Annotated in this window: 16 protein-coding genes; 8 read left to right on the top strand and 8 right to left on the bottom strand. The window is 67.6% G+C overall.

Annotated elements, in window-relative coordinates; genetic code table 11:
* Nucleotides 1–46 precede the first annotated feature (46 nt).
* Entirely contained in the window at nt 47–2,443 is a 2,397-nt protein-coding gene (locus P6144_RS05025; RefSeq protein WP_277766607.1) for a response regulator, read from the top strand.
* A 39-nt stretch (nt 2,444–2,482) separates the two neighbouring features.
* Nucleotides 2,483–2,845, top strand: coding sequence for a response regulator (locus P6144_RS05020; protein ID WP_277766606.1), 363 nt, complete (start codon nt 2,483–2,485; stop codon nt 2,843–2,845).
* 140 nt (nt 2,846–2,985) lie between these two features.
* On the opposite strand, the gene P6144_RS05015 is transcribed toward P6144_RS05020, so the two are convergent.
* Entirely contained in the window at nt 2,986–3,702 is a 717-nt protein-coding gene (locus tag P6144_RS05015) for an MOSC N-terminal beta barrel domain-containing protein (RefSeq protein ID WP_277766605.1), read from the bottom strand.
* A 176-nt stretch (nt 3,703–3,878) separates the two neighbouring features.
* On the opposite strand from P6144_RS05015, the gene recA reads away from it, so the two are divergent.
* From recA to P6144_RS04995, 4 genes are all read left to right on the top strand, one after another.
* Nucleotides 3,879–4,958, top strand: coding sequence for a recombinase RecA (recA, locus tag P6144_RS05010; protein ID WP_277766604.1), 1,080 nt, complete (start codon nt 3,879–3,881; stop codon nt 4,956–4,958).
* Nucleotides 4,959–5,211: 253 nt separating this feature from the next.
* The gene (locus P6144_RS05005; protein ID WP_277766603.1) at nt 5,212–6,606 is read left to right on the top strand and encodes an RNB domain-containing ribonuclease; all 1,395 of its coding nucleotides are present in this window, start codon (nt 5,212–5,214) and stop codon (nt 6,604–6,606) included.
* The gene (locus P6144_RS05000) at nt 6,603–7,091 is read left to right on the top strand and encodes a hypothetical protein (RefSeq protein ID WP_277766602.1); all 489 of its coding nucleotides are present in this window, start codon (nt 6,603–6,605) and stop codon (nt 7,089–7,091) included. The genes P6144_RS05005 and P6144_RS05000 overlap by 4 nt, the downstream gene beginning before the upstream one ends.
* Nucleotides 7,088–7,714: a glutathione S-transferase gene (locus P6144_RS04995; protein ID WP_277766601.1), complete on the top strand. Its 627-nt coding sequence runs from the start codon at nt 7,088–7,090 to the stop codon at nt 7,712–7,714. The genes P6144_RS05000 and P6144_RS04995 overlap by 4 nt, the downstream gene beginning before the upstream one ends.
* On the opposite strand, the gene P6144_RS04990 is transcribed toward P6144_RS04995, so the two are convergent.
* Both P6144_RS04990 and P6144_RS04985 read right to left on the bottom strand, forming a co-directional pair.
* A complete protein-coding gene (locus tag P6144_RS04990; RefSeq protein ID WP_277766600.1) occupies nt 7,705–8,565 on the bottom strand; it encodes a rhodanese-related sulfurtransferase in 861 nt (286 codons plus the stop codon). The two genes, P6144_RS04995 and P6144_RS04990, sit on opposite strands and share 10 nt — an antisense overlap.
* On the bottom strand, nt 8,549–9,865 hold the full coding sequence (locus P6144_RS04985) for a dicarboxylate/amino acid:cation symporter (protein ID WP_277766599.1): 1,317 nt from the start codon (nt 9,863–9,865) through the stop codon (nt 8,549–8,551). Before P6144_RS04985 ends, P6144_RS04990 begins: the two co-directional genes overlap by 17 nt.
* Before the next feature lie 172 nt (nt 9,866–10,037).
* On the opposite strand from P6144_RS04985, the gene P6144_RS04980 reads away from it, so the two are divergent.
* Entirely contained in the window at nt 10,038–11,288 is a 1,251-nt protein-coding gene (locus P6144_RS04980; protein WP_277766780.1) for a Xaa-Pro peptidase family protein, read from the top strand.
* A gap of 232 nt (nt 11,289–11,520) precedes the next feature.
* Here the strand turns inward: P6144_RS04980 and P6144_RS04975 are convergent, their stop codons facing one another.
* The gene (locus P6144_RS04975) at nt 11,521–12,300 is read right to left on the bottom strand and encodes a hypothetical protein (RefSeq protein ID WP_277766598.1); all 780 of its coding nucleotides are present in this window, start codon (nt 12,298–12,300) and stop codon (nt 11,521–11,523) included.
* A 186-nt stretch (nt 12,301–12,486) separates the two neighbouring features.
* On the opposite strand from P6144_RS04975, the gene alaS reads away from it, so the two are divergent.
* A complete protein-coding gene (alaS, locus tag P6144_RS04970; protein ID WP_277766597.1) occupies nt 12,487–15,132 on the top strand; it encodes an alanine--tRNA ligase in 2,646 nt (881 codons plus the stop codon).
* 195 nt (nt 15,133–15,327) lie between these two features.
* Here alaS and P6144_RS04965 read toward each other — a convergent pair whose 3' ends face one another.
* The 4 genes from P6144_RS04965 to P6144_RS04950 form a co-directional block, all read right to left on the bottom strand.
* A complete protein-coding gene (locus P6144_RS04965; protein ID WP_277766596.1) occupies nt 15,328–15,852 on the bottom strand; it encodes a hypothetical protein in 525 nt (174 codons plus the stop codon).
* Complete coding sequence (locus tag P6144_RS04960; protein ID WP_277766595.1) at nt 15,852–16,367, bottom strand: hypothetical protein; 516 nt, start codon at nt 16,365–16,367, stop codon at nt 15,852–15,854. The genes P6144_RS04965 and P6144_RS04960 overlap by 1 nt, the downstream gene beginning before the upstream one ends.
* 69 nt (nt 16,368–16,436) lie before the next feature.
* On the bottom strand, nt 16,437–18,239 hold the full coding sequence (locus tag P6144_RS04955) for a cation:proton antiporter (protein ID WP_277766594.1): 1,803 nt from the start codon (nt 18,237–18,239) through the stop codon (nt 16,437–16,439).
* A gap of 160 nt (nt 18,240–18,399) precedes the next feature.
* The gene (locus P6144_RS04950; protein WP_277766593.1) at nt 18,400–20,178 is read right to left on the bottom strand and encodes an ABC transporter ATP-binding protein; all 1,779 of its coding nucleotides are present in this window, start codon (nt 20,176–20,178) and stop codon (nt 18,400–18,402) included.
* Between the last annotated feature and the right edge of the window lie 396 nt (nt 20,179–20,574).

The following is a 20,574-nucleotide window of genomic DNA, read 5'->3' as shown; positions in this document are numbered from 1 at the left end:
AGGGAGAATGGCTTGACCCCCGCTCCACACCGCATCACACGGGCGCATGGCCACGTTGCCCGCGCATAGCCCGATATCGCCGTCCCGCCGCTGGCTGCCGTTCGCGGCGGCTGTCCTGGCCGGCATTCTTGCGGGCGCGGTCGTTCTGCTCACGCTCAACGACCGTGCCGTCGCGGTCGGCTTCGTCGCGGCGGGGGTGCTTGCCGCCGGCGCGCTCTGGGGCGCGCGCCGTCTCTTCCACACCGACAGCACGGCCGAGCTGCCGGTCGACTGGTCGGTCGCCCAGGCGCTTGCCGCCGCCAGCGACGATGCGCTCGCCGTCACCGATCGCGCCGGCCGGCTGGTCTGCGCCAATAGCCGCTTCGAGGCGCTGTTCGCCGGCTGGCCGACGCCGCCCAACCTGCCGATCAGCGATGCTGCGGTCGCCGCGCTCGGCACTGCGGCGCGCACCGCCTGGCGCGACGGCGAAGCGCGCGAGGACGGCATCCAGGTGTTCGGCGCGCCGGTTTCCGCGCGCGTCCAGCGCGTCGGCGAGGAATCTTTGGTCTGGCGCTTCATCGGCGTGCAGGCGCTCGATCTCGCCAGCCAGACCCAGTCGATGATCGACGGCCATACCGGCGACCGGCTGGGTGCCTCCGGCATCATGGCTGCGATGATCTCGCCCGAGGGGCGCGTGCGCGCCGCCAACCGCGTGTTCCGCCTGCGCGCCATGGGCAGCGGCGAGGCGGCGGCGGAGGGCAGGGACTTTGCCCGCTTCCTGATCACCGACAGCATGGGCCTGGTCCGCTTCGAGCGCGAAGGGCTGGAGGGCAATCCGCTCCGCGTGCTCCAGATCCCGTTCCTCGACGGCGAGGACGCGCCCCTGCTGGTGGCGCTGCTCGACGAGGAACAGGGCCATGCCCCCACGCCGGCGATCGGCGCCAGCGCGGGCGCGCATGTCCGCTCGCTGATCGCGCTGCTCCCGCTCGGCCTCGCGCTGGTCGATCGCGACGGCCGCTTCGCCAGCATGAACGACGCGTTCGTCCGCGCCACCCGCGTCAACGCCGCCGCGCCGCCGCTCTATCCGGGCGACCTTGTGGTGCGCGAGGACAAGGCCGCGCTCGCCGACGCGATCCGCCGCTTTGCCGGCGGGGCGCCGCAATCCGCCGAAATGACCGTCCGCCTTGCCGATGCGCCCGAGGAGCCGGTCTCGATCGGCATCGCCGGCGCGCGCGGGCTCGGCGACGCCGCGGTGCTGATCAGCCTCAAGGATTCGGGCGAGGAATCGAAGCTCAAGCGGCAGGTCGCGCAGGCGACCAAGATGCAGGCGGTCGGCCAGCTTGCCGGCGGCGTCGCGCACGATTTCAACAACATCCTCACCGCGATCATCGGCCACTGCGACCTGATGCTGATGCGCCATTCGCCGGGCGACAGCGACTATGACGACATTCAGCAGATCCGCGCCAACTCGAACCGCGCGGCGTCGCTGACCCGCCAGCTGCTCGCCTTCTCGCGCCAGCAGACGCTGCGCCCCCAGCTGCTCCAGCTGCCCGACGTGATCTCGGAAGTCTCCAACCTGCTCAAGCGCCTGCTCGGCGAGACGGTGCGGCTCGAGGTCAAGCATGGCCGCAACCTGGGGCCGGTGCGCGCCGATCCGGGCCAGCTCGAGCAGGTGGTGGTGAACCTCGCGGTCAATGCCCGCGACGCGATGCTCGCGGCCAATCCTTCGGGCGGCGGCACGCTCACCATCGAGACGATGGCGGTGCCCGCCGCCGATGTCCGCCGGATGGACGACGACGTGCTGCCGGTGGGCGACTATACCGCGCTGCGCGTCTCCGACACGGGCACCGGCATTCCCGCAGACATCCTCGCCAAGATCTGGGAGCCATTCTTCACCACCAAGGAAGTGGGCAAGGGCACGGGCCTGGGCCTGTCCACCGTCTATGGCATCATCAAGCAGTCGGGCGGGTTCATCTTCGCCGAGAATGGCGCAGGCGGCGGCGCGCAGTTCACCATCTACCTGCCGGTCCATGCCGCGACCGAGGCGCCGGTGGCCGCCAAGCTGCCCGGCGTGAAGGAAAAGCCGGCCGATACCTGGGGCACCGGCACGATCCTGGTCGTCGAGGACGAGGACATGGTCCGCGCGATCGCCGAGCGCGCGCTGGCGCGCCAGGGCTATACCGTGGTCACTGCCGACAATGGCGAGGCCGCGCTCGAACTGCTCGAGACGATCGATCGCCCCGATCTGCTGATCTCCGATGTCGTCATGCCGGTGATGGACGGGCCCAGCATGGCGCGGAAGGTGCGGGTCAAATATCCCGATCTGCCGATCCTGTTCATGTCCGGATATGCCGAAGAACAGCTCCGCAAGTCGATTGATCTGGAGCAAGTTTCCTTCCTGCCAAAACCCTTTTCCGTTCAGCAACTTGCCGAAGCGGCGCGGGACGTGCTGACTCCGAAATAAACCCTTGGCGTTTCGTCTTTTTCCTGCGATGTGGCGCATATGCCGGGGCCCCAGAAAATCCTGATCGTCGAAGACGAGCCGCTCATCGCGATGATGCTCGAAGACTTTCTCGATGCGCTCGATCGCGTCGTCGCCGGCACGGCGGACAGCGTTGCCTCGGCGCTGGCGCTGGTCGAGTCCGGCGGCATCGATGCGGCGATCATGGACGTCAACCTGCGCGGCGGCGAGACCAGCTGGCCGATCGCCGACGCACTTGCCGCGCGCGGCATCCCCTTCGTGCTCGCCACCGGCGGCGCAGGCGACATGATCCGCGAAGACTATCGCGATCGCCCGGTGCTCTCCAAGCCCTTCACGATGGACAGCGTCGAGAAGGTGCTCGACAGCCTCGTCGCGGCGGACTGATCTTCCTCTGACCTTTCCCGTCAGCCAATCCTGATCCCCGGCGAAATCCGGGGCCCAGGGTCACTCTGCTGAATCGGTCACTTGTGGTCCTGGGCTCCGGTTTTCGCCGGGGAGCTGGCAAGCCGGCCACCCGATGCTGTCTATTCCATCAACCGCACAGCATCCCCAACCCGGATAATCCCAGGCCGCGCCGGTCCCGCATAGATTCCGTAGCAGGCACCGAAATCCCGGGCGACGGTGCGCAGCACGCGCGGCTCCTTCGCGCCGGTCACCGGATCGATCGTCACGATCACGCAGCGCTTGATCGGTTCCGCGCACTGCACCATCGCGCCGTCCGCTTCGTCGCCAAAGGCCAGCCGCCGGCCCTGCCAATCGCTGGCGGGCATGTCGCTGTCCACGATCACGTTGATCCGGAAGCGATCGATGTCGAGCGGTTCGCCATGCGCCGCCTCGAGCGCTGCATGACCGGTGCTGCTCTGGATCGAGACCGGCATCGAATCATAGATGCCGCGCGCCATCTGGATCAGCGCGGCCGGCTCGCGCGCCGCTTCCTCCAGATGCCCCTTCAGCAGCGCGTCGTGGAGCGAGAGGATCGTGCCGTCGGGTGTCTCCACCGTCACTGCGCTGGTCTTGGGCCTTGCCGGATCGTCGAAGCGGGCATGGTGCAGCACCATCGCCGGCACTTCGCGCGCGGTGAGCCAGGGGAAGCGCGTGCCGTTCGTGGCGCGGACGAACGCATATTGCCGGTCGCCCTCGATCCCCTGCCAATCCAGCTCGGCAACATGCAGCCGCTCCCCGGCCATCGACTTGACCGGGAAGCGATTGAGCGCGCTGACATGGCCGACGATGCGGGTCATGCGGCGGGGCTAGCGGCGCGGGCGGGGGAGGGCAATCACGGCCTTTCGGACGCGGTGGAACGATTATGGAACAAAAATTTTCGTTCCGCTCTTGTTCCGCGAGAACAAACGCGATACACGGCTTTCCAACACAGGTTGATGCAGCGTGCTAAACCTTCTAGCGACGGGGACTTCCAATGGCAGCTTCGCTCAAGGTGATTGACGGCAACATGGCGATTTCTTCGGACAAGCAGAAGGCGCTCGACGCCGCACTCGCGCAGATCGACCGCGCATTCGGCAAGGGCTCGGCGATGAAGCTCGGCTCGAAGGAGACGATGCAGGTCGAGGCGATCTCGACCGGCTCGCTCGGGCTCGACATCGCGCTCGGCGTCGGCGGCCTGCCGCGCGGCCGCGTGATCGAAGTCTATGGTCCGGAAAGCTCGGGCAAGACCACGCTGGCGCTCCATGTGATCGCCGAGGCACAGAAGAATGGCGGCGTCGCTGCGTTCGTCGATGCCGAGCATGCGCTCGATCCGGTCTATGCCAAGAAGCTGGGCGTCAACATCGACGAGCTGATCGTCTCGCAGCCCGATACCGGCGAGCAGGCGCTCGAGATCACTGATACGCTGGTCCGCTCGAACGCGATCGACGTGCTGGTGGTCGATTCGGTCGCCGCGCTGGTGCCGCGCGCCGAAATCGAGGGCGAGATGGGCGACAGCCATGTCGGCCTCCAGGCCCGCCTGATGTCGCAGTCGCTGCGCAAGCTCACCGGCTCGATCAGCCGCTCGCGCTGCATGGTGATCTTCATCAACCAGCTGCGCATGAAGATCGGCGTGATGTACGGCAATCCGGAGACGACGACGGGCGGCAACGCGCTGAAGTTCTACGCCTCGGTCCGCCTCGACATCCGCCGCACCGGTCAGATCAAGGACCGCGAGGACATCATCGGCAATTCCACCCGCGTGAAGGTGGTCAAGAACAAGGTGGCGCCGCCGTTCAAGCAGGTCGAGTTCGACATCATGTACGGCGAGGGCATCTCGAAGATCGGCGAGATCCTCGATCTCGGCGTCAAGGCCGGGCTGGTCGAGAAGTCGGGCGCCTGGTTCTCGTACGACAGCGTCCGCATCGGCCAGGGCCGCGAGAATGCCAAGACTTTCCTCAAGGAGAATCCGGAGCTGCGCGACCGCCTCGAATCGGCGATCCGCGCGCGGACCGAAAAGGTCGCCGAGGGACTTATGACGGGTCCCGACGCCGATGACGGCGACGACGACCTATAATGACTTTACAGGCTGCGCCCGCGTGCGACGCGCGAGGCGGTGGTCACGGGCTGAGACCCATTGGAAGACCCGGCGCGTTGCCCCGCGCCGGGTCTTTCGCGTCCGGGGCGCTTCGCCTGGGCGTCGCGACTTTTGTGACTTTCCCGAGGGTTGGCCGAGCCGCGAGCCCGGCCGGTTGTCCTTCGCGGCGGTACGCGTCCGGGCGTGTACTTCGTGTACTTTGCAGCGCCGCCGGGGACGCTAGACTGGCGGGATGAAGGCGGTTCTCGATCCCGATCGCGTGCTTGCTGGCGGCCTCGCCGCCATCCGCGCCCAATATCATGTCCCCGAGGCCTTCCCGCCCGAAGTCTGCGCCGCCGCCGAGGTCGCGGCGCGGCGCGCGCCAACCGAGCATGTCGATCGCACGGCGCTGCCGATGGTCACGCTCGATCCGGCCAGCGCCACTGATCTCGACCAGGCCTTCGCCATCGAGCGGAGCGGCGGCGATCTGCTGCTCCACTATGCGATCGCCGATGTCGCCTGGTTCGTCGAGGATGGCGATGCGCTGGATGTCGAGGCGTGGCGGCGTGGCGCGACGCTGTACCTGCCCGACGGCAAGGCGCGGCTCTACCCGCCGGTGCTGAGCGAAGGTGCGGCGAGCCTGCTGCCCGATGGCCCGCGCCCGGCTGCGCTGTTCACCGTGCGGGTCGCCCCCGATGGCGCGGTTCGGCTCGAACATGCCGAGCGCGCGCTCGTCCGCAGCCGCGCCAAGCTCGCCTATGAGACGGTGACCGATACGGAACTGCCGGCCGACTTCGCCGAGCTTTCCCGCCGCATTGCCGCTGCCGAGGACCGGCGCGGCGCCGCCCGCGTCGACCCGCCCGAGCAGGAAGTCGTCCACGACGCCGATGGCGGCTACACGCTCGCCTTTCGCGCCCGTCATCCTTCGGAGGATCGCAACGCCGCGCTTTCGCTCGCTGCCAATCTTGCCGTCGCCGAGCTGCTGCGCGCGCATCATGCCGGCCTGTTCCGGGTGATGGCCGAGCCCGATGCGGCGGCGGTCCACCGGTTGCGCAATACCGCGCGCGCGCTCGGCATCGACTGGCCCAAGGCGCAGCCGCTCGCGGCGTTCCGCATGCACCTCGATGCGGCCGATCCACACCAGGCGGCGCTGATGCTGGCGATCCGCCGCGCGGGGCAGGGCGCCAGCTATGCGCCGTGGCGCGCCGACGCGCCGCCCTGGCATGCCGCGGTCGCCGCCCCCTATGTCCATGCCACAGCGCCGCTTCGCCGCCTCGCCGATCGCTATGTCGTCCGTGCCGCGCTCGCGATCATGGCCGGGCAGCCGGTGCCGGACGCGGTCGCTCAGGCGTTCGAGCGCCTGCCCAAAGTGATGGGCCGCGCCGACGCAATGGGCGGGCAGATCGATCGCGCGGTGATCGACCTGGCCGGAGCGGTGATGCTCGACGGGCGCGAAGGCGAGACCTTCCCGGCGGTGGTCACCGATGTCGATGTGCGCGGCGCCCGGATGCAGCTCGCCGATCTGCCGGTGGTCACCCGGATCGACGCGCCCGGCGCTGCACCGGGCAGCGCGCTCAGCGTCAGGCTGGTCGATGCGGATCCGGCGAAGCGCGCGATCCGGTTCGAGGCAGTGGAGGCCGCCGCATGACCGTCCCTGCCGATCCGGACGATGTCGAAGCGACCCGGGAACAGGTGGAGGGCTTCATCGCGCTTTTCACCCCCGAGATCGCCGAGCGCGTCCGCGCTGCCCGGGCGGTGCTGCGGGCACGGCTGCCCGGCGCGACCGAGCTGGTCTATGACAATTACAACGCGCTCGCGATTGCCTATGGCCCCGGCGCCAAGACTTCCGAGGCGGTATTCAGCCTCGCCATCTATCCGCGCAACATACTGCTCTATTTCCTGCCCGGTGTCGGCCTGCCCGACCCCGAGGGACTGCTTCGGGGGGAGGGCAAGGTCGGCCGCTACGTCTGCCTGAAGGAGGTGGCGCTGCTCGAGGCGCCCGCCGTGATTGCGCTGATCGAGGCGGCGCTCGATCGCGCGAAACGCCCCTTGCCGCCCGAAGGCGGGCGGACCATCGTCAAGTCGATCTCGGCCCGGCAACGTCCGCGCCGTCCAGCCGGAGAGGCCGCATGACCGTCATCGTCCATCATCTCGAAAATTCCCGCTCGCAGCGCGTGCTCTGGCTGCTCGAGGAGCTGGGGCTGCCCTATGAGGTCAAGCGCTACCAGCGCAACAAGGCGACGATGCTCGCCCCGCCCGAGCTGAAGCGCGTCCATCCGCTCGGCAAGTCGCCGGTGATCGAGCATGGCGGCAACGTCATTGCCGAGACCGGGGCGATCGTCGAATATCTGGTCGGGCTGGGCGACGGGAAGCTCGGTGTGCCGGGCCACTGTGAGGATGCGCTGCGCTGGCGCCACTTCCTCCATTATGCGGAAGGCTCGCTGATGCCGCCGTTGTTCACCAAGCTGGTGCTCAGCCGCGTGCCGTTGTTCGGCAAGGTGGCGCAGAAGAAGTTCCAGCCGATGGTCGATGTCCATCTCGACTATGTCGAGGCCGAGCTGGCGTCGCGGCCCTGGTTCGCCGGCGACGCGTTCACTGCGGCCGATGTGATGATGAGCTTCCCGCTCGAAGCCGCGGTCGCGCGGGCCGATGCGACGCAGGGGCGGCCGCACATCGCCGCCTGGCTCGAGAAGATCCATGCCCGCCCGGCCTATCAGGCCGCGCTCGCCGCCGGCGGACCCTATGCCTATGCGTGATCGCGAAAGGCGAGGTCGTCACAGGCGGGGCAGGGCGCGTCCTCGCTCGCGATCAGGCCCTGGCAGCGCTTGCACAGCGCCCGGTTTCCGGCCTGGAGCGCGTGATCGACAGTGACGCGCTGGTCGAACACGAAGCATTCGCCCTGCCAGCGGCTCTGCTCGGGCGGAACCTGCTCAAGATAGGCGAGGATGCCACCCTTGAGGTGATAGACCTGGTCGATCCCCTCGGCCTTCAGGAAGGCGGTGGACTTCTCGCAGCGAATGCCGCCGGTGCAGAACATCGCGACGCGCGGCATCGGCCCTTCCGCTTCCCGCTCGGCGCGGAACTTGCGGAACCATTCGGGGAACTCGCGGAAGCTGCGGGTCTCCGGATCGATCGCCCCGGCGAAGGTGCCGAGCGCGACTTCATAGGCGTTGCGCGTGTCGATCACGATCGTGTCGGGCGCGTCGATCAGCGCGTTCCAGTCCTGCGGCGCGACATAATGGCCGGTATCGAGCGGATCGATGTCGGGCTCGCCCATGGTGACGATCTCGCGCTTGAGGCGAACCTTCATCCGGTCGAAGGGCAGCCCGGCGGCGCGCGATTCCTTGACGTCGAGATCGGCGCAGCCAGGCAGCGCGCGCAGATGGGCGAGCACTGTGTCGATCGCTGCATCGCTGCCCGCGATCGTGCCGTTCACGCCTTCGCGGGCGAGCAGCAGCGTGCCCTTGACGCCCAGCGAGCAGCACAGCGCGGCGAGCGGCGCCTTCAGGCTCTCGACATCGGCGAAACGCGTGAACTGGTAGAGCGCTGCGACGCGGACCGGCAGCGCCGGCCCGGCCGCGGTTTCGGGATCAGGACTTGTTGCCATAATCCTCGAAACTGTCTGCGTCGGTCACGGGCCCCGTTGGCGCGGCGACCACGGGTTCGACGGGCTGCGGCGCGTCGAGCTTGCCTTCCCAGCGCGCCACCACGGTGCTGGCCACCGCATTGCCGATCACGTTGGTCGCCGTGCGGCCCATGTCGAGGAAATGGTCGACCGCGAGGATCAGCAGCACGCCGGCCTCGGGGATGTTGAAATGGCTGAGCGTGCCGGTGATCACCACCAGGCTGGCGCGCGGCACGCCGGCGATGCCCTTGCTGGTGACCATCAGGATCAGCAGCATCTGGATCATCGTCATCCAGTCGAGATGGATGCCATAGGCCTGGGCGATGAAGATCGACGCGAACGTCATGTACATCATCGAGCCGTCGAGATTGAACGAATAGCCGAGCGGCAGCACGAAGCTGGCGATGCGCGGCGGCACGCCGAAGCGGTCGAGCGCGTCGAGCGTGCGCGGATAGGCGGCTTCGGACGAGGCGGTGGAGAAGCCGAGCAGGATCGGATCGCGCAGATAGCGGATCAGCGTGCCGGTGCGCGGCCCGACGATCAGGAAGCAGGCGCCGAGCAGCACCGCCCACAGCACGGCGAGGCCGAGATAGAAGCTGCCCATGAAGAAGGCGAGATCGCCGACCACGCCGATGCCCTTGGTCGCCAGCACCTTGGCGACGGCGCAGAACACCGCGACGGGAGCGAACAGCATCACATAGCCGGTGACGGTGAGCATCACCTGAACCAGCGCCTCGAGCCCGCGGACGAGCGGCGCGCCCTTCTCGCCGACGGCGGCGAGGCCGACGCCGAAGAACAGCGAGAAGATGACGAGCTGGAGGATGTCGTTGCTCGCCATCGCATCGATCCCGCTGGTCGGGATGATGTGGATGAAGAACTTGGCGACGTCGAACGTGGTGACGTCGACCTTCTCGGTCACCGCCGGCAGCGGCAGGTTGAGGCCGACGCCGGGCTGGAGCGCGTTGACCAGCACCAGGCCGAGCGTGAGCGAGACCAGGCTGGCGCAGACGAACCAGAGGAACGCCTTGAGGCCGACGCGGCCGATCGCGCCGCCGCCGCCCATGTGCGCGATGCCGACCACCAGCGTGGAGACCACCAGCGGGGCGATGATCATCTTGATCAGATGCAGGAACATCTGGGTGGGGATGTCGAGATAATAGGCCCAGCCATCGAGCGTGGCGGCGCCTTCCGGCGTGCCGGCATAGCTGAGGTTCAGGGCATAGCCGAGCAGGCCGCCGAGCAGCAGCGCCGCGAGAATGAACCAGGTTAGTCGCTTGCCCAATTTAGGCTCCCCCTAAAATCCTTTGGCGCAGGCAAAGGGGATTGCGCGCCCCGGGTCAAGCCCTGCGCGGCCAGCCGATGCGCACTCCCCCATGCCCGGTGGGCATGCCGTGGCACTTGCGGCGCTGCCCGGAGGCACCTTATCGCATGCGGCACGATTCCGGAGGATGACGATGCGCCTTGACCGCCGAACCCTTGTCCGCGCTGCCGCCGCGGCCGCGCCGCTGCTCGCGCTGCCCGGCGCGCTGCGCGCCGCCGAGCCGGACCTGTCGGCGCTGCAGGACATGACCAGGGGCGCGGTGCCGATCGACAATGCCGAGCGCGCCGCCCGGCTCGCCCGGGCGCAGAAGCTGATGCGGGCCAACGGCATCGGTGCGGTGCTGATCGAGGGCGGATCGTCGCTGATCTACTTCACCGGGCTGCGCTGGGGCCGCAGCGAGCGGCTGACCGCCGTGGTGCTGCCCGCCGAGGGCGAGGCCTGCATCGTCACCCCCTTCTTCGAGGAAGCACGCACCCGCGAAGGGCTGGCGATCCCGGCCGAGGTGCGGGTCTGGAACGAGGACGAGAACCCGCTCAAGACCGTCGCTGGCTTCCTCAAGGACCGCAAGCTTGCGCACCTGCCCGTCGGCATCGAGGAGACGGTGCGCTATTTCGCAGTCGATGGCTTGCAGAAGGCCGGGCTCAAGGTGGTTTCCGCCAACCCCGTCGTGCGCGGCTGCCGGATGATCAAGACACCGGCCGAGATCGCGCTGATGCAGCTTGCCACCGACGTGACGATCGCCGCCTATCGCTTCGTCTATCCGCGCGTCGAGAAGGGGATGAGCCAGCGCGACGTCGCCGCGCTGATGGATGCCGCCACCAGGAAGCTGGGCGGCGTGCCCGAGTTCAGCCTGGTGCTGGTGGGCGAGGGCGCGGCCTATCCGCACGGCACCAAGGTGCCGGCGCCGGTTGCCGATGGCCGTATCGTGCTGATGGACTGCGGCTGCAACGTGCAGGGCTATCAGAGCGACGTGTCGCGCACCTGGGTGCATGGCGGCGCGACACCTGAGCAGCGCAAGGTGTGGGACCAGGTGGCGCAGGGGCAGCAGACCGCCTTTGCTGCGGCGAAGCTCGGCGCGACTGCGGGCAGCGTCGACGATGCGGTGCGCCGCTACTACGCCTCGGTCGGCTGGGGGCCGGACTACAAGCTGCCCGGCCTGTCGCACCGCACCGGGCACGGCATCGGTCTCGACGGCCACGAGCCGGTCAATCTGGTGCGCGGCGAGGCGACCAAGCTGGCGCCGGGCATGTGCTTCTCGAACGAGCCGGGCATCTACATCCCCGGCAGCTTCGGCGTACGGCTCGAGGACTGTTTCCACATGACCGAGAGCGGGCCGAAATGGTTCAGCGAGCCGCCCAAGTCGATCGACGCGCCGATGGGGTGAGCTTCCTACGCGGCGAGAGTGCCGGGTGGGGCAAAGGACATGAAGTACACGCCAAAGCTCGGTTTTGCGGCTGCTTAAGTTGACACTGTTCTCGCAAACGGGCCGCATCTCGCAACATCCTTGCGCGGATGCGATCCTATCTTTCCTACAGGGTCAAAGAGCGGCCTGAGTCGTGCCAGCCGGATGGGCCAAGCAGGTGAAATCCTACATTGCAACGTCTTTACTACGGGCGTCAGAAGATGGGATCGAGGTCGACGCCTTCGTGACGGGCGCGTTCGGTAAGATATTCAGAGAACTGGCGGCCCCAATCAAACTCTTCATCGCAGACGACGCCATCGGCTGCGATCAGATCTGAAACCGCTTTGCGGAGTATTTTCGAGCGGGTCCGGCTACGAGCGTAATTCTCAACGCCCTTGAAGAAGGTGCCGGAGTCTGGTGACAGGCGCTGTGCGTGTGCGAGGATTTCTTCCAGTGGAGGTTCGCCTTCCCATTCCCGGCGAAGCCACAGCGAGCATATGAAGTCCTCGACAGGTTTCGTTTCCAATGGATGCCATTGGCCATCGCAGCGCGCCATGAAGGCGAGGATATTTAGGCCCGCGACGAGTGTCACGCGCCGGCTGGGTGCCAATCCCCAGGTGGGGCGTGCTTCATGGCTTTCATCGACAGAGAAGCGGCTGAAATAGCCCTGCTCACCAAGGACTTCGCCTGATTGCGGATCAAATACATAGCCTATGCGGTCAGTTCTGAACTCGCGATAGCCTGAAGCCGCGAGGCAGATCGCGCCGACATAGCTGAATTCGCCGCGGGTCTTGAAGCGGCGACAAGAAATCAGGCGATGAGCTCCCGCATATTCGATAACACAGGTGAGGCCAGCTATGGATTCCAGTGGCTCGACAGCCATGGGATCGGTTTCGTCCTGTGGCTCCGGAGGGCACGCTTCGATATGAAATGAAGCAGCGAGCGGCGGCACGGCGCTGGTGCGGCCGCTAAAGGCCGAGCTTGATATTTCCATGTGGCGGTTATCCCCCTCCGAATTGATCGTGCATCGGCGACGGTTGTGAACGCATCAACATAGGATGCTTCCGAAATGGTGCTGCTGGGTACGCGAGGATGGCGCGCACGCCACACCTGTTTCGCCAATCACCCTGATCGAAGTGTTTCGCTTGAGCAAAGCGCGGTCCGCAACTAAGTCGCGCCTATGACGTCCACCAACGATATCCGCCGTTCCTTCCTCGACTATTTCGAGGGCCAGGGTCATGCCCGTGTTCCGAGCGCCCCGCTGGTGCCGCACAACGACCCGACCCTGATGTTCGTCAACGCGGGCATGGTGCCGTTCAAGAACGTGTTCACCGGGCTTGAGAGCCGCCCCTATTCGACCGCGACCAGCTCGCAGAAGTGCGTCCGCGCCGGCGGCAAGCACAACGATCTGGACAATGTCGGCTATACCGCGCGTCACCACACCTTCTTCGAGATGCTCGGCAACTTCTCGTTCGGCGACTATTTCAAGGAACAGGCGATCACCCACGCCTGGACGTTGCTGACCAAGGAATGGGGCATCCCGGCGGACAGGCTGACCGCCACCGTCTATCATACCGACGATCAGGCGTTCGATCTGTGGAAGAAGATTGCCGGGCTGCCCGAGGAGCGGATCATCCGCATCCCGACCAAGGACAATTTCTGGGCGATGGGCTCGGACGGTCCGTGCGGCCCTTGCTCGGAAATCTTCTACGATCATGGCGACCATATCTGGGGCGGCCCGCCGGGATCGCCCGAAGAGGATGGCGACCGGTTCGTCGAGATCTGGAACCTCGTCTTCATGCAGCACGTGCAGGAGAATGACGAGATCATCGGCGACCTGCCGCGCCCCTCGATCGATACCGGCATGGGCCTGGAGCGCGTTGCCGCCGTTCTCCAGGGCGTCCACGACAATTACGATACCGACACGTTCAAGGCACTGATCGCCGCCTCGGGCGCGCTGACCGGTGCCGCGACTACCGGCGAGAACCAGGCGAGCCACCGCGTGATCGCCGATCACCTGCGCTCGTCGGGCTTCCTCGTCGCGGACGGCGTGCTGCCGGCCAATGAGGGGCGCGGCTATGTGCTTCGCCGCATCATGCGCCGCGCGATGCGCCATGCGCACCTGCTCGGCGCCAAGGATCCGCTGATGCACCGGATGGTGCCCGCGCTGGTCGCCGAGATGGGCGCTGCCTATCCGGAGCTGGTCCGCGCCCAGCCGCTGATCGAGGCGACGCTGCTGCAGGAAGAGACCCGCTTCCGCCAGACGCTGTCGAACGGCCTGCGCCTGCTCGACGAAGCGACCGCGGGCATGGCCGAGGGCGGCGTGCTGGCCGGTGAGACCGCGTTCAAGCTCTATGACACGTTCGGCTTCCCCTATGACCTGACCGAGGATGCGCTGCGCGGCCAGGGCATGACGGTGGACCGCGCCGGCTTCGACACCGCGATGGCCGCGCAGAAGGCCGCCGCGCGCGCCGCCTGGAAGGGCTCGGGCGAGAAGGCCTCGGAAGAGCTGTGGTACGACCTGGCCGACGAGCTGGGCGGCACCGAGTTCACCGGCTATGCCGGCACGGTCGGCGAGGGCCAGGTGGTCGCGATCGTCAAGGACGGCGCCAAGGTCGAGAAGGCCAGTGCCGGCGACAGCGTGACGATCCTGACCAACCAGACGCCCTTCTACGCCGAGAGCGGCGGCCAGATGGGCGATGTCGGCGTGATTTCGAGCGACAAGGTGAGCGCGGCGGTGACCGACACCTCCAAGCCGCTCGGCCGCCTGCATGCGCATCATGCCAGGATCGAGACCGGCGAGATCGCCGTGGGCGACGCAGTGCAGCTCACCGTCGATGCCGATCATCGCGATCGGGTTCGCGCCAACCACTCGGCGACGCACCTGCTGCATGCGGCGCTGCGCAAGCGGCTGGGCGGGCATGTGACGCAGAAGGGCAGCCTGGTGGCGCCCGATCGGCTGCGCTTCGACTTCTCGCACCCCTCGGCGCTGTCGGCGGAGGAGATGGCGGACATCGAAGCCGATGTGAACGCGCAGATCCGCCATAACGGCGCGGTCGAGACGCGGCTGATGACTCCGGACGACGCAATCGCAGCGGGCGCGATGGCGCTGTTCGGCGAGAAGTATGGCGACGAAGTGCGCGTGCTCTCGATGGGGCTGGGCGACGATGCGTCCTACTCGGTCGAGCTGTGCGGCGGCACCCATGTGAACGCCACGGGCGACATTGCGATCTTCAAGATCGTCTCGGAAAGCGCCGTGTCGAGCGGCGTGCGCCGGATCGAGGCGCTGACCGGCGAAGGCGCGCGGCTGTGGCTCAATGGCCGCGACGCGCAGCTGCGCGAGGCGGCGGCGGCGCTCAAGACCTCGCCCGACGATGTCGTGGCGCGCGTCGGTGCGCTGGTCGAGGAACGGCGCAAGCTCGAGCGCGAGCTGGCCGAGGCCCGGAAGGCGCTGGCGCTGGGCGGCGGCGGTGCCGCACAGGCGGCCGGGCCGGAGCAGGTCGCGGGGATCAACTTCATCGGCCAGGTGATCGACGGGCTCGAGCCCAAGGAACTGCGCGGCGCGGTCGACGAGGCCAAGCAGCGCGTCGGCAGCGGCGTGGTCGCGCTGGTCGCGGTCAACGAGGGGCGTGCTTCGGTAGCCGTGGGCGTGACCGACGGCGTGCCGGCCAACGCGGTGGACCTAGTCAAGGTCGCGGTGGCAGTACTGGGCGGCCAGGGCGGCGGTGGCCGCCCCGACATGGCCCAGGGCGGCGGCCCGGACGGCGACAAGGGCGCGGCTGCGCTCGACGCGGTCAAGGCCGAGCTGGCGAAGGTGACGGCCTGAATGATATTCCTCCCCGGCTTGCCGGGGGGAGGGAGAGCTTTTCCGTTTCTCCAGGTCCTTCCTGTTCCCCGGCGAAAGCCGGGGCCCAGGGTAACAGAGCAAGACGTCAGAGAAACCCTGGGCACCGGCTTTCGCCGGGGAACAGCGGTTTCAGAGATGCTCTCTAACGTGCCGGCCGCGTCTTCCGCGCGGCGATCACATCCCCGGTGCCCAGCCGTCCTCGGGCGAGACCCAGATCGCGCGCTGGTTCAGGTCGCCGCGCACCTGGCCGTCGATGATGATGTCGGACACGAGGCCGTCGCCATCGGGGCGGTCGCGGTAGCAGCGCTTGCGCCCGGCGAGTGGCTGGAGCGCGAGCATCAGCCGCTGGCGCACGGCGGTCTCCACTGCGGGCGCGAGCGCGGCACCGTCCTTGGTGAGCTTGCCCGAGGTGAAGTCGACCGGGCGGATCGTCGAGCAGACGGCGCCGTCCTCGATCTGCCCCATGGTCTGATATTCGAGCAGGATCGTCGGCTCGGTGGCGACGACGCCGGTCACCACCGCGTCGAACCGGCCATCGGCATGCACCGAATAGCGGACCATCGTGGCGCAGGTGCGCGCCTGGGTGTCGGGCGTGACGCAGCGGATCTTGCCGGCGCGCGCGGGATCGAGCGCATCGGCGGGCAGCGGCGCGCCGGGAAGGGCGGGGGCGGCGAGCAGGAGCAGCGTGGCGATCATCATCACATTCCGAGCTTGTAGCCGTCCTTCGCGCTCACCCAGACGAACTTCTGGCTGAGATCGGCGCGCACGGTGCCGTCGATCGACACTTCGTTGAGCAGCAGCCCGTCCGCATCGGGCTTGATCGCAGAGCAGGCGGCCTTGCCGTCGAGCGCGCTGACCGCGGCGGTCATCTGGCTCTTCACGGCTTCGGAGGTTGCCGCGTCGGCGGGCTGGCCGTTGAGGAAGACGGTGCCCGCCTGGAAATCGGAGAGCTTCACCGTCTCGCAGACCTGGCCGTTCTTCACCACGCCCGTGGTGTGGATCTCCATCGTCACCAGCGGCGTGGGCGCGAGGAACAGCTGCGTGGTCGATTCATAGCTGTCGCCGCTGACCTTGTAGCTGGTGGTGCCGAGGCAGGTCTTCTTCTCCTGGTTGGGCACCACGCACTGATATTGGCCGCTGCGCGCCGGGGCGAGCGGATCGGCGCTCTGCGGCGCGGGCGTGGCGGCGGCCAGGATCAGCAGGCTCAACAACATGGCATTACTCCCGAAAACTCCTGGCCAAGAGATGCGCCGTGGCCGAGGCGCGGGCAAGCGCAATCGGCGTCAGGCCGGTGCATCCTCGATCTCCTCGACCCCGCCCTTGTCGATGCGCACGCGGCGGAAGCGCGGCTCGCGCTCCATGCCGGCGACGTCCTTGATCTTCTTGCGCATCTCGTCGCGCTTCTCGTGGATCGAGGCGATCACCGGGCCTACCGCCAGGCCGAGGTCGACCAGCACCACTTCGGAGAGCTGGAGCGAGCTCTCGAGCGCCTCGGGCACCGCCTCGCTGGCGCCGGCACGGTAGAGTTCGGCGGCATGAGCGGTATCGCGGGCGCGGGCGATGATCGGGAGGTGCGGCACCCAGCCGCGCACGCGCTTGGTGAGCCGCACGGTGAGGACGGGATCGTCCATCGTCAGCACCAGCGCCTTGGCGTGGCCGAGGTTGAGCTTGTCGACCAGCTCGGAGCGGGTGACGTCGCCGAACAGCACGTTGTAGCCGCCACGGCGGGCGGCGTTGACGTTGTCGATATCGGCGTCGACGCCGATATAGGGCAGGTTGTGGCGGCGGAGCATGTCCGCCACGGTGCGGCCGACGCGGCCGAAGCCGATCACCACCGTGCCGTTCTGCACCTCGTCGAGCGCGGGATCGGGCGCGTCCTCGGCCTTGGCGCGCTCGATCAGCTTGGCGGCGGCGCTGCCGGCCTTGGCGAGCAACGGCGTGGCGGTGAGGCCGATCGCGGTGACCGTGGTCCAGAAGGCCGAGGTGCTCGGGCTGATCAGCCCCGCCGCGCCCGCGACCCCGAGCACGATCAGCGTGGTCTCCGAAGGGCTGGCCATCAGCACGCCGGCCTCTGCCGCCGTGCCGGTGCGCGCGCCCGACAGCTTGAGCAGCCCGGTGGTCACCGCTGCCTTCACGAGCATCACCAGCAGCGAGGCGCCGAGCAGCGGCGCCCAGTTGTGGACGATGAAGTTGAGGTCGAGCCGCATGCCGACGGTGATCAGGAACACACCGAGCGCCAGGCCCTTGAACGGCGCGGTGATCGCTTCGACTTCGCCGTGATACTCGGTCTCGGCGATGAGCAGGCCGGCGATCAGCGCGCCGACGATCGGCGACAGGCCGGCCGCGGTGGTGGCGAGGCTGGCGACGATCACCACGAGCAGGCTGGCGGCGAGGAACAGCTCGGGGCTCTTGGTGCGCGCGGCCTGGGCGAACATGCGCGGCAGCAGGATGCGGCCGCCGACGAACAGGATGCCGACGGTGACGATGCCGAAACCGAGCGTCTGGGCGAGCTTGATCCAGCCCGCTTCGCCGCCCGCTGCCGGCGCGAGCGCGCCGAGCAGGAAGATGATCGGGACGAGCGCGAGGTCCTCGAACAGCAGCATCGCGAAGGCCGAGCGGCCGACTGCGCTGGTGGTGCCGGCGATCGGCAGCACGATTGCGGTGGAAGACAGCGCCAGCGCGAGGCCGAGCCCGATCGCGCCGCCGGTGCTGAGCCCGGTGAGGTAGAGCACGGCACCGAGGATCAGGCCCGAGCCGAGCAGTTCCGCCGCGCCGACGCCGAAGACGAGCGTGCGCATCGTCCACAGGCGCTTGAACGAAAGCTCCAGCCCGATCGAGAACAGCAGCAGGATGATGCCGAATTCGGCGAAGGGCTCGATCGCGTGCGCGTCGGAGATGGTGACGTGGTAGAGCCAGGGATTGCGCGGCACCAGGCTGCCGAGCCCGAACGGGCCGACCAGCGCGCCGACGAGGATGAACCCGATGACCGGGCTGATCCGGAAGCGCGCGAACGCCGGGATCACCAGTCCGGCGGCGCCAAGGATGACCAGCGTATCGCTGAGGCCGCTATTGCCCAGGTTCAGCATGATTTTGGTTCGCCGCGAACGGGTGCGAAGTGAATTTCAAATCCCCCTGATTGCCCCCGAAGCGCATTTCGGTGCGACCGGGGGTGGTTTGCACCAGAAATGCAGGTGCAATCCGACATTGCAAGGCCAGGGGGCCACGATTGGACAGGAAATCGGCGATTTAGCGCGCGGCGCGCACCAATGTTGGCTTGGCGGGGCGCAGCGCACCGGCGAGCGACTGCTCCATGCCTTCGGCCTGGAGCGCCCAGAGCCGGCGGAAGGCGCCGCCGTCGCGCAGCAACTGGTGCGGGGCGCCGTCCTCGACGATCCGGCCATCCTCGACCACCAGGATGCGATCGAAGGTCACCACCGTCGACAGGCGATGCGCTACTGCCAGCACGGTGCGATCGGCCATCAGCGCGTCGAGCCCTTCCTGAACCGCCAGCTCCGATCCGGTGTCGAGCGCCGAGGTCGCCTCGTCGAGCAGGACGATTTTCGAATCCTTCAGGAACGCCCGCGCGATGCCGATGCGTTGGCGTTGGCCGCCGGAGAGATTCGTACCGCGCTCGCCGACGATGCTGAGATAGCCCTGCGGCATCTCGCGGATGAACTCGTCGCACCGTGCCGCGGTCGCCGCGCGGAGCACTTCGGCATCGCTGGCATCGGGGCGGGCGAAGCGGATATTCTCGAGGATCGAGCGATGGAACAGCAGCACTTCCTGCGGCACCACCGCCAGCGCCGCGTGCAGGCTTTCCTGCGTCACGCCGTCGATCGCCTGGCCATCGATCAGCAGCCGCCCGGCCTGGGCATCGTAGAGCCGCTGAACGAGCTGGAGAATGGTCGACTTGCCCGCGCCGGAGGGGCCGACGATGCCGACCTTCTGCCCGGCAGGGATGTCGATCGAGACGTCGTGGAGCACCGGGCGGTGCGGATCATAGCCGAAGGTGACTTCCTCGAGCCGCAGCGTCCCGCGATCCACCTGAAGCGCGCCGGCGCCGGGCGCGTCGCGCAGCGTGTGCGGCACGCCGATCACTTCCAGCGTCTCGCCGAGGTAGCTGAACTGCTGGCTGGTATCGATCAGCGCCATCGCCATGTCGCGCGAGCCGTTGAGCATGCGGAAGGTCATCGCGCTCACCACCACCACGTCGCCGACGGTGATCGCGCCCGCCGCCCAGCGGCTGATCGCCCAGAACAAGGTGCCGCCGACGAGCACGACCAGCGCGATATCGTGGAACGCACGGATCCGTTCGACGAAGAACCAGCCGCGCCGCTGGGCGGTCGCCTCGATCTCGAACAGGGCGCGCAGGCGATCGCTTTCCTGCCGGCGCGCCGCAAAGGCCTTCACCGCCCAGATATTACCGATCACGTCGACCAGCTCGCCGCCCGAATTGCCGGCCTGGCGGGCGAATTCCTTGTGATGCGAATCGCCACGCAGGCCGAGCGCGACCAGCACGACGCTTGTCAGTACGAAGACGATCGCGAGCAGCGCGGACATGGCGACGTCTATCGTCAGGAAGATGATCAGCGCGCCGCCGAAGGCGATCAGCGGCGGCGCGATTTCCATGAGGAAGCGGTGGATCAGCGCGTTGAACGAGCCGGTGAGCGCGCCGACGCGGTGCCCGAGCGAACCCGCGCGCTGGTTCTGGAAGAAGGAGAGCTGGTGGCCGGTGAGGTAATCGAACATGTCGAGCCGGATGCGTACGCCCGATGCCACCGAAAGGCGGCAGAGCAGCGCCGCGGCGCCGCGCAGCAACAAGCTTTCGAGCGCGACCAGGCCGATAAATGCCAGCAGCGCGACCTGGACCTGGGCAAGCACGCTTCCCGGCACGGTCATCGCGTCGATCAGCAGCTTCATCGCATATTGGACACCGACGGAACTCGATGCCTGGGCGATCACGAGCAGCGCGAGCAGCAGGAAGCCAAGCGGGCGAACCGCGACATAGTGAAGAAGGAAACGCAACGGGCTGGCAAGAAACGGCAAAGGCTACTCCTGGCGATCCGGCGTTGTGCGTTGCAACGGGATTTCACCGGTTGGCGGGACGAAACATGAACCCCAGATGAAGCCCGCGTCATTTCCCAGCCCAAGCTGCCCCCGCGGACGATGAACCGTTTCGACGGCGCAATTGCTGGCGCCCGCGCTTTTCCGGGAAATTTCCGTGGGGTTTCCCGAAATCCGCGCCGTTCGGCGCGCCCACCGGCGAGTCGCCTTCGCCACATGCTGCGCGCGCGAATGAAAAGGGCAATGTGCCGAAATCTACGTCAGCCAGCTTCCAGCTCGGATCAGGGCGGGTGGTCGACCGACGAGGCAGCTGGCGACTGAGTGCGGCTTCAGTTTCTGTACCGGGATAGTTCAGTT

Source organism: Sphingomonas sp. HITSZ_GF, assembly GCF_029543155.1.
Lineage (GTDB): Bacteria > Pseudomonadota > Alphaproteobacteria > Sphingomonadales > Sphingomonadaceae > Sphingomonas.
The sequence above is the reverse complement of the archived record's forward strand: the minus strand, read 5'-3'. Positions and strand labels throughout refer to the sequence as shown.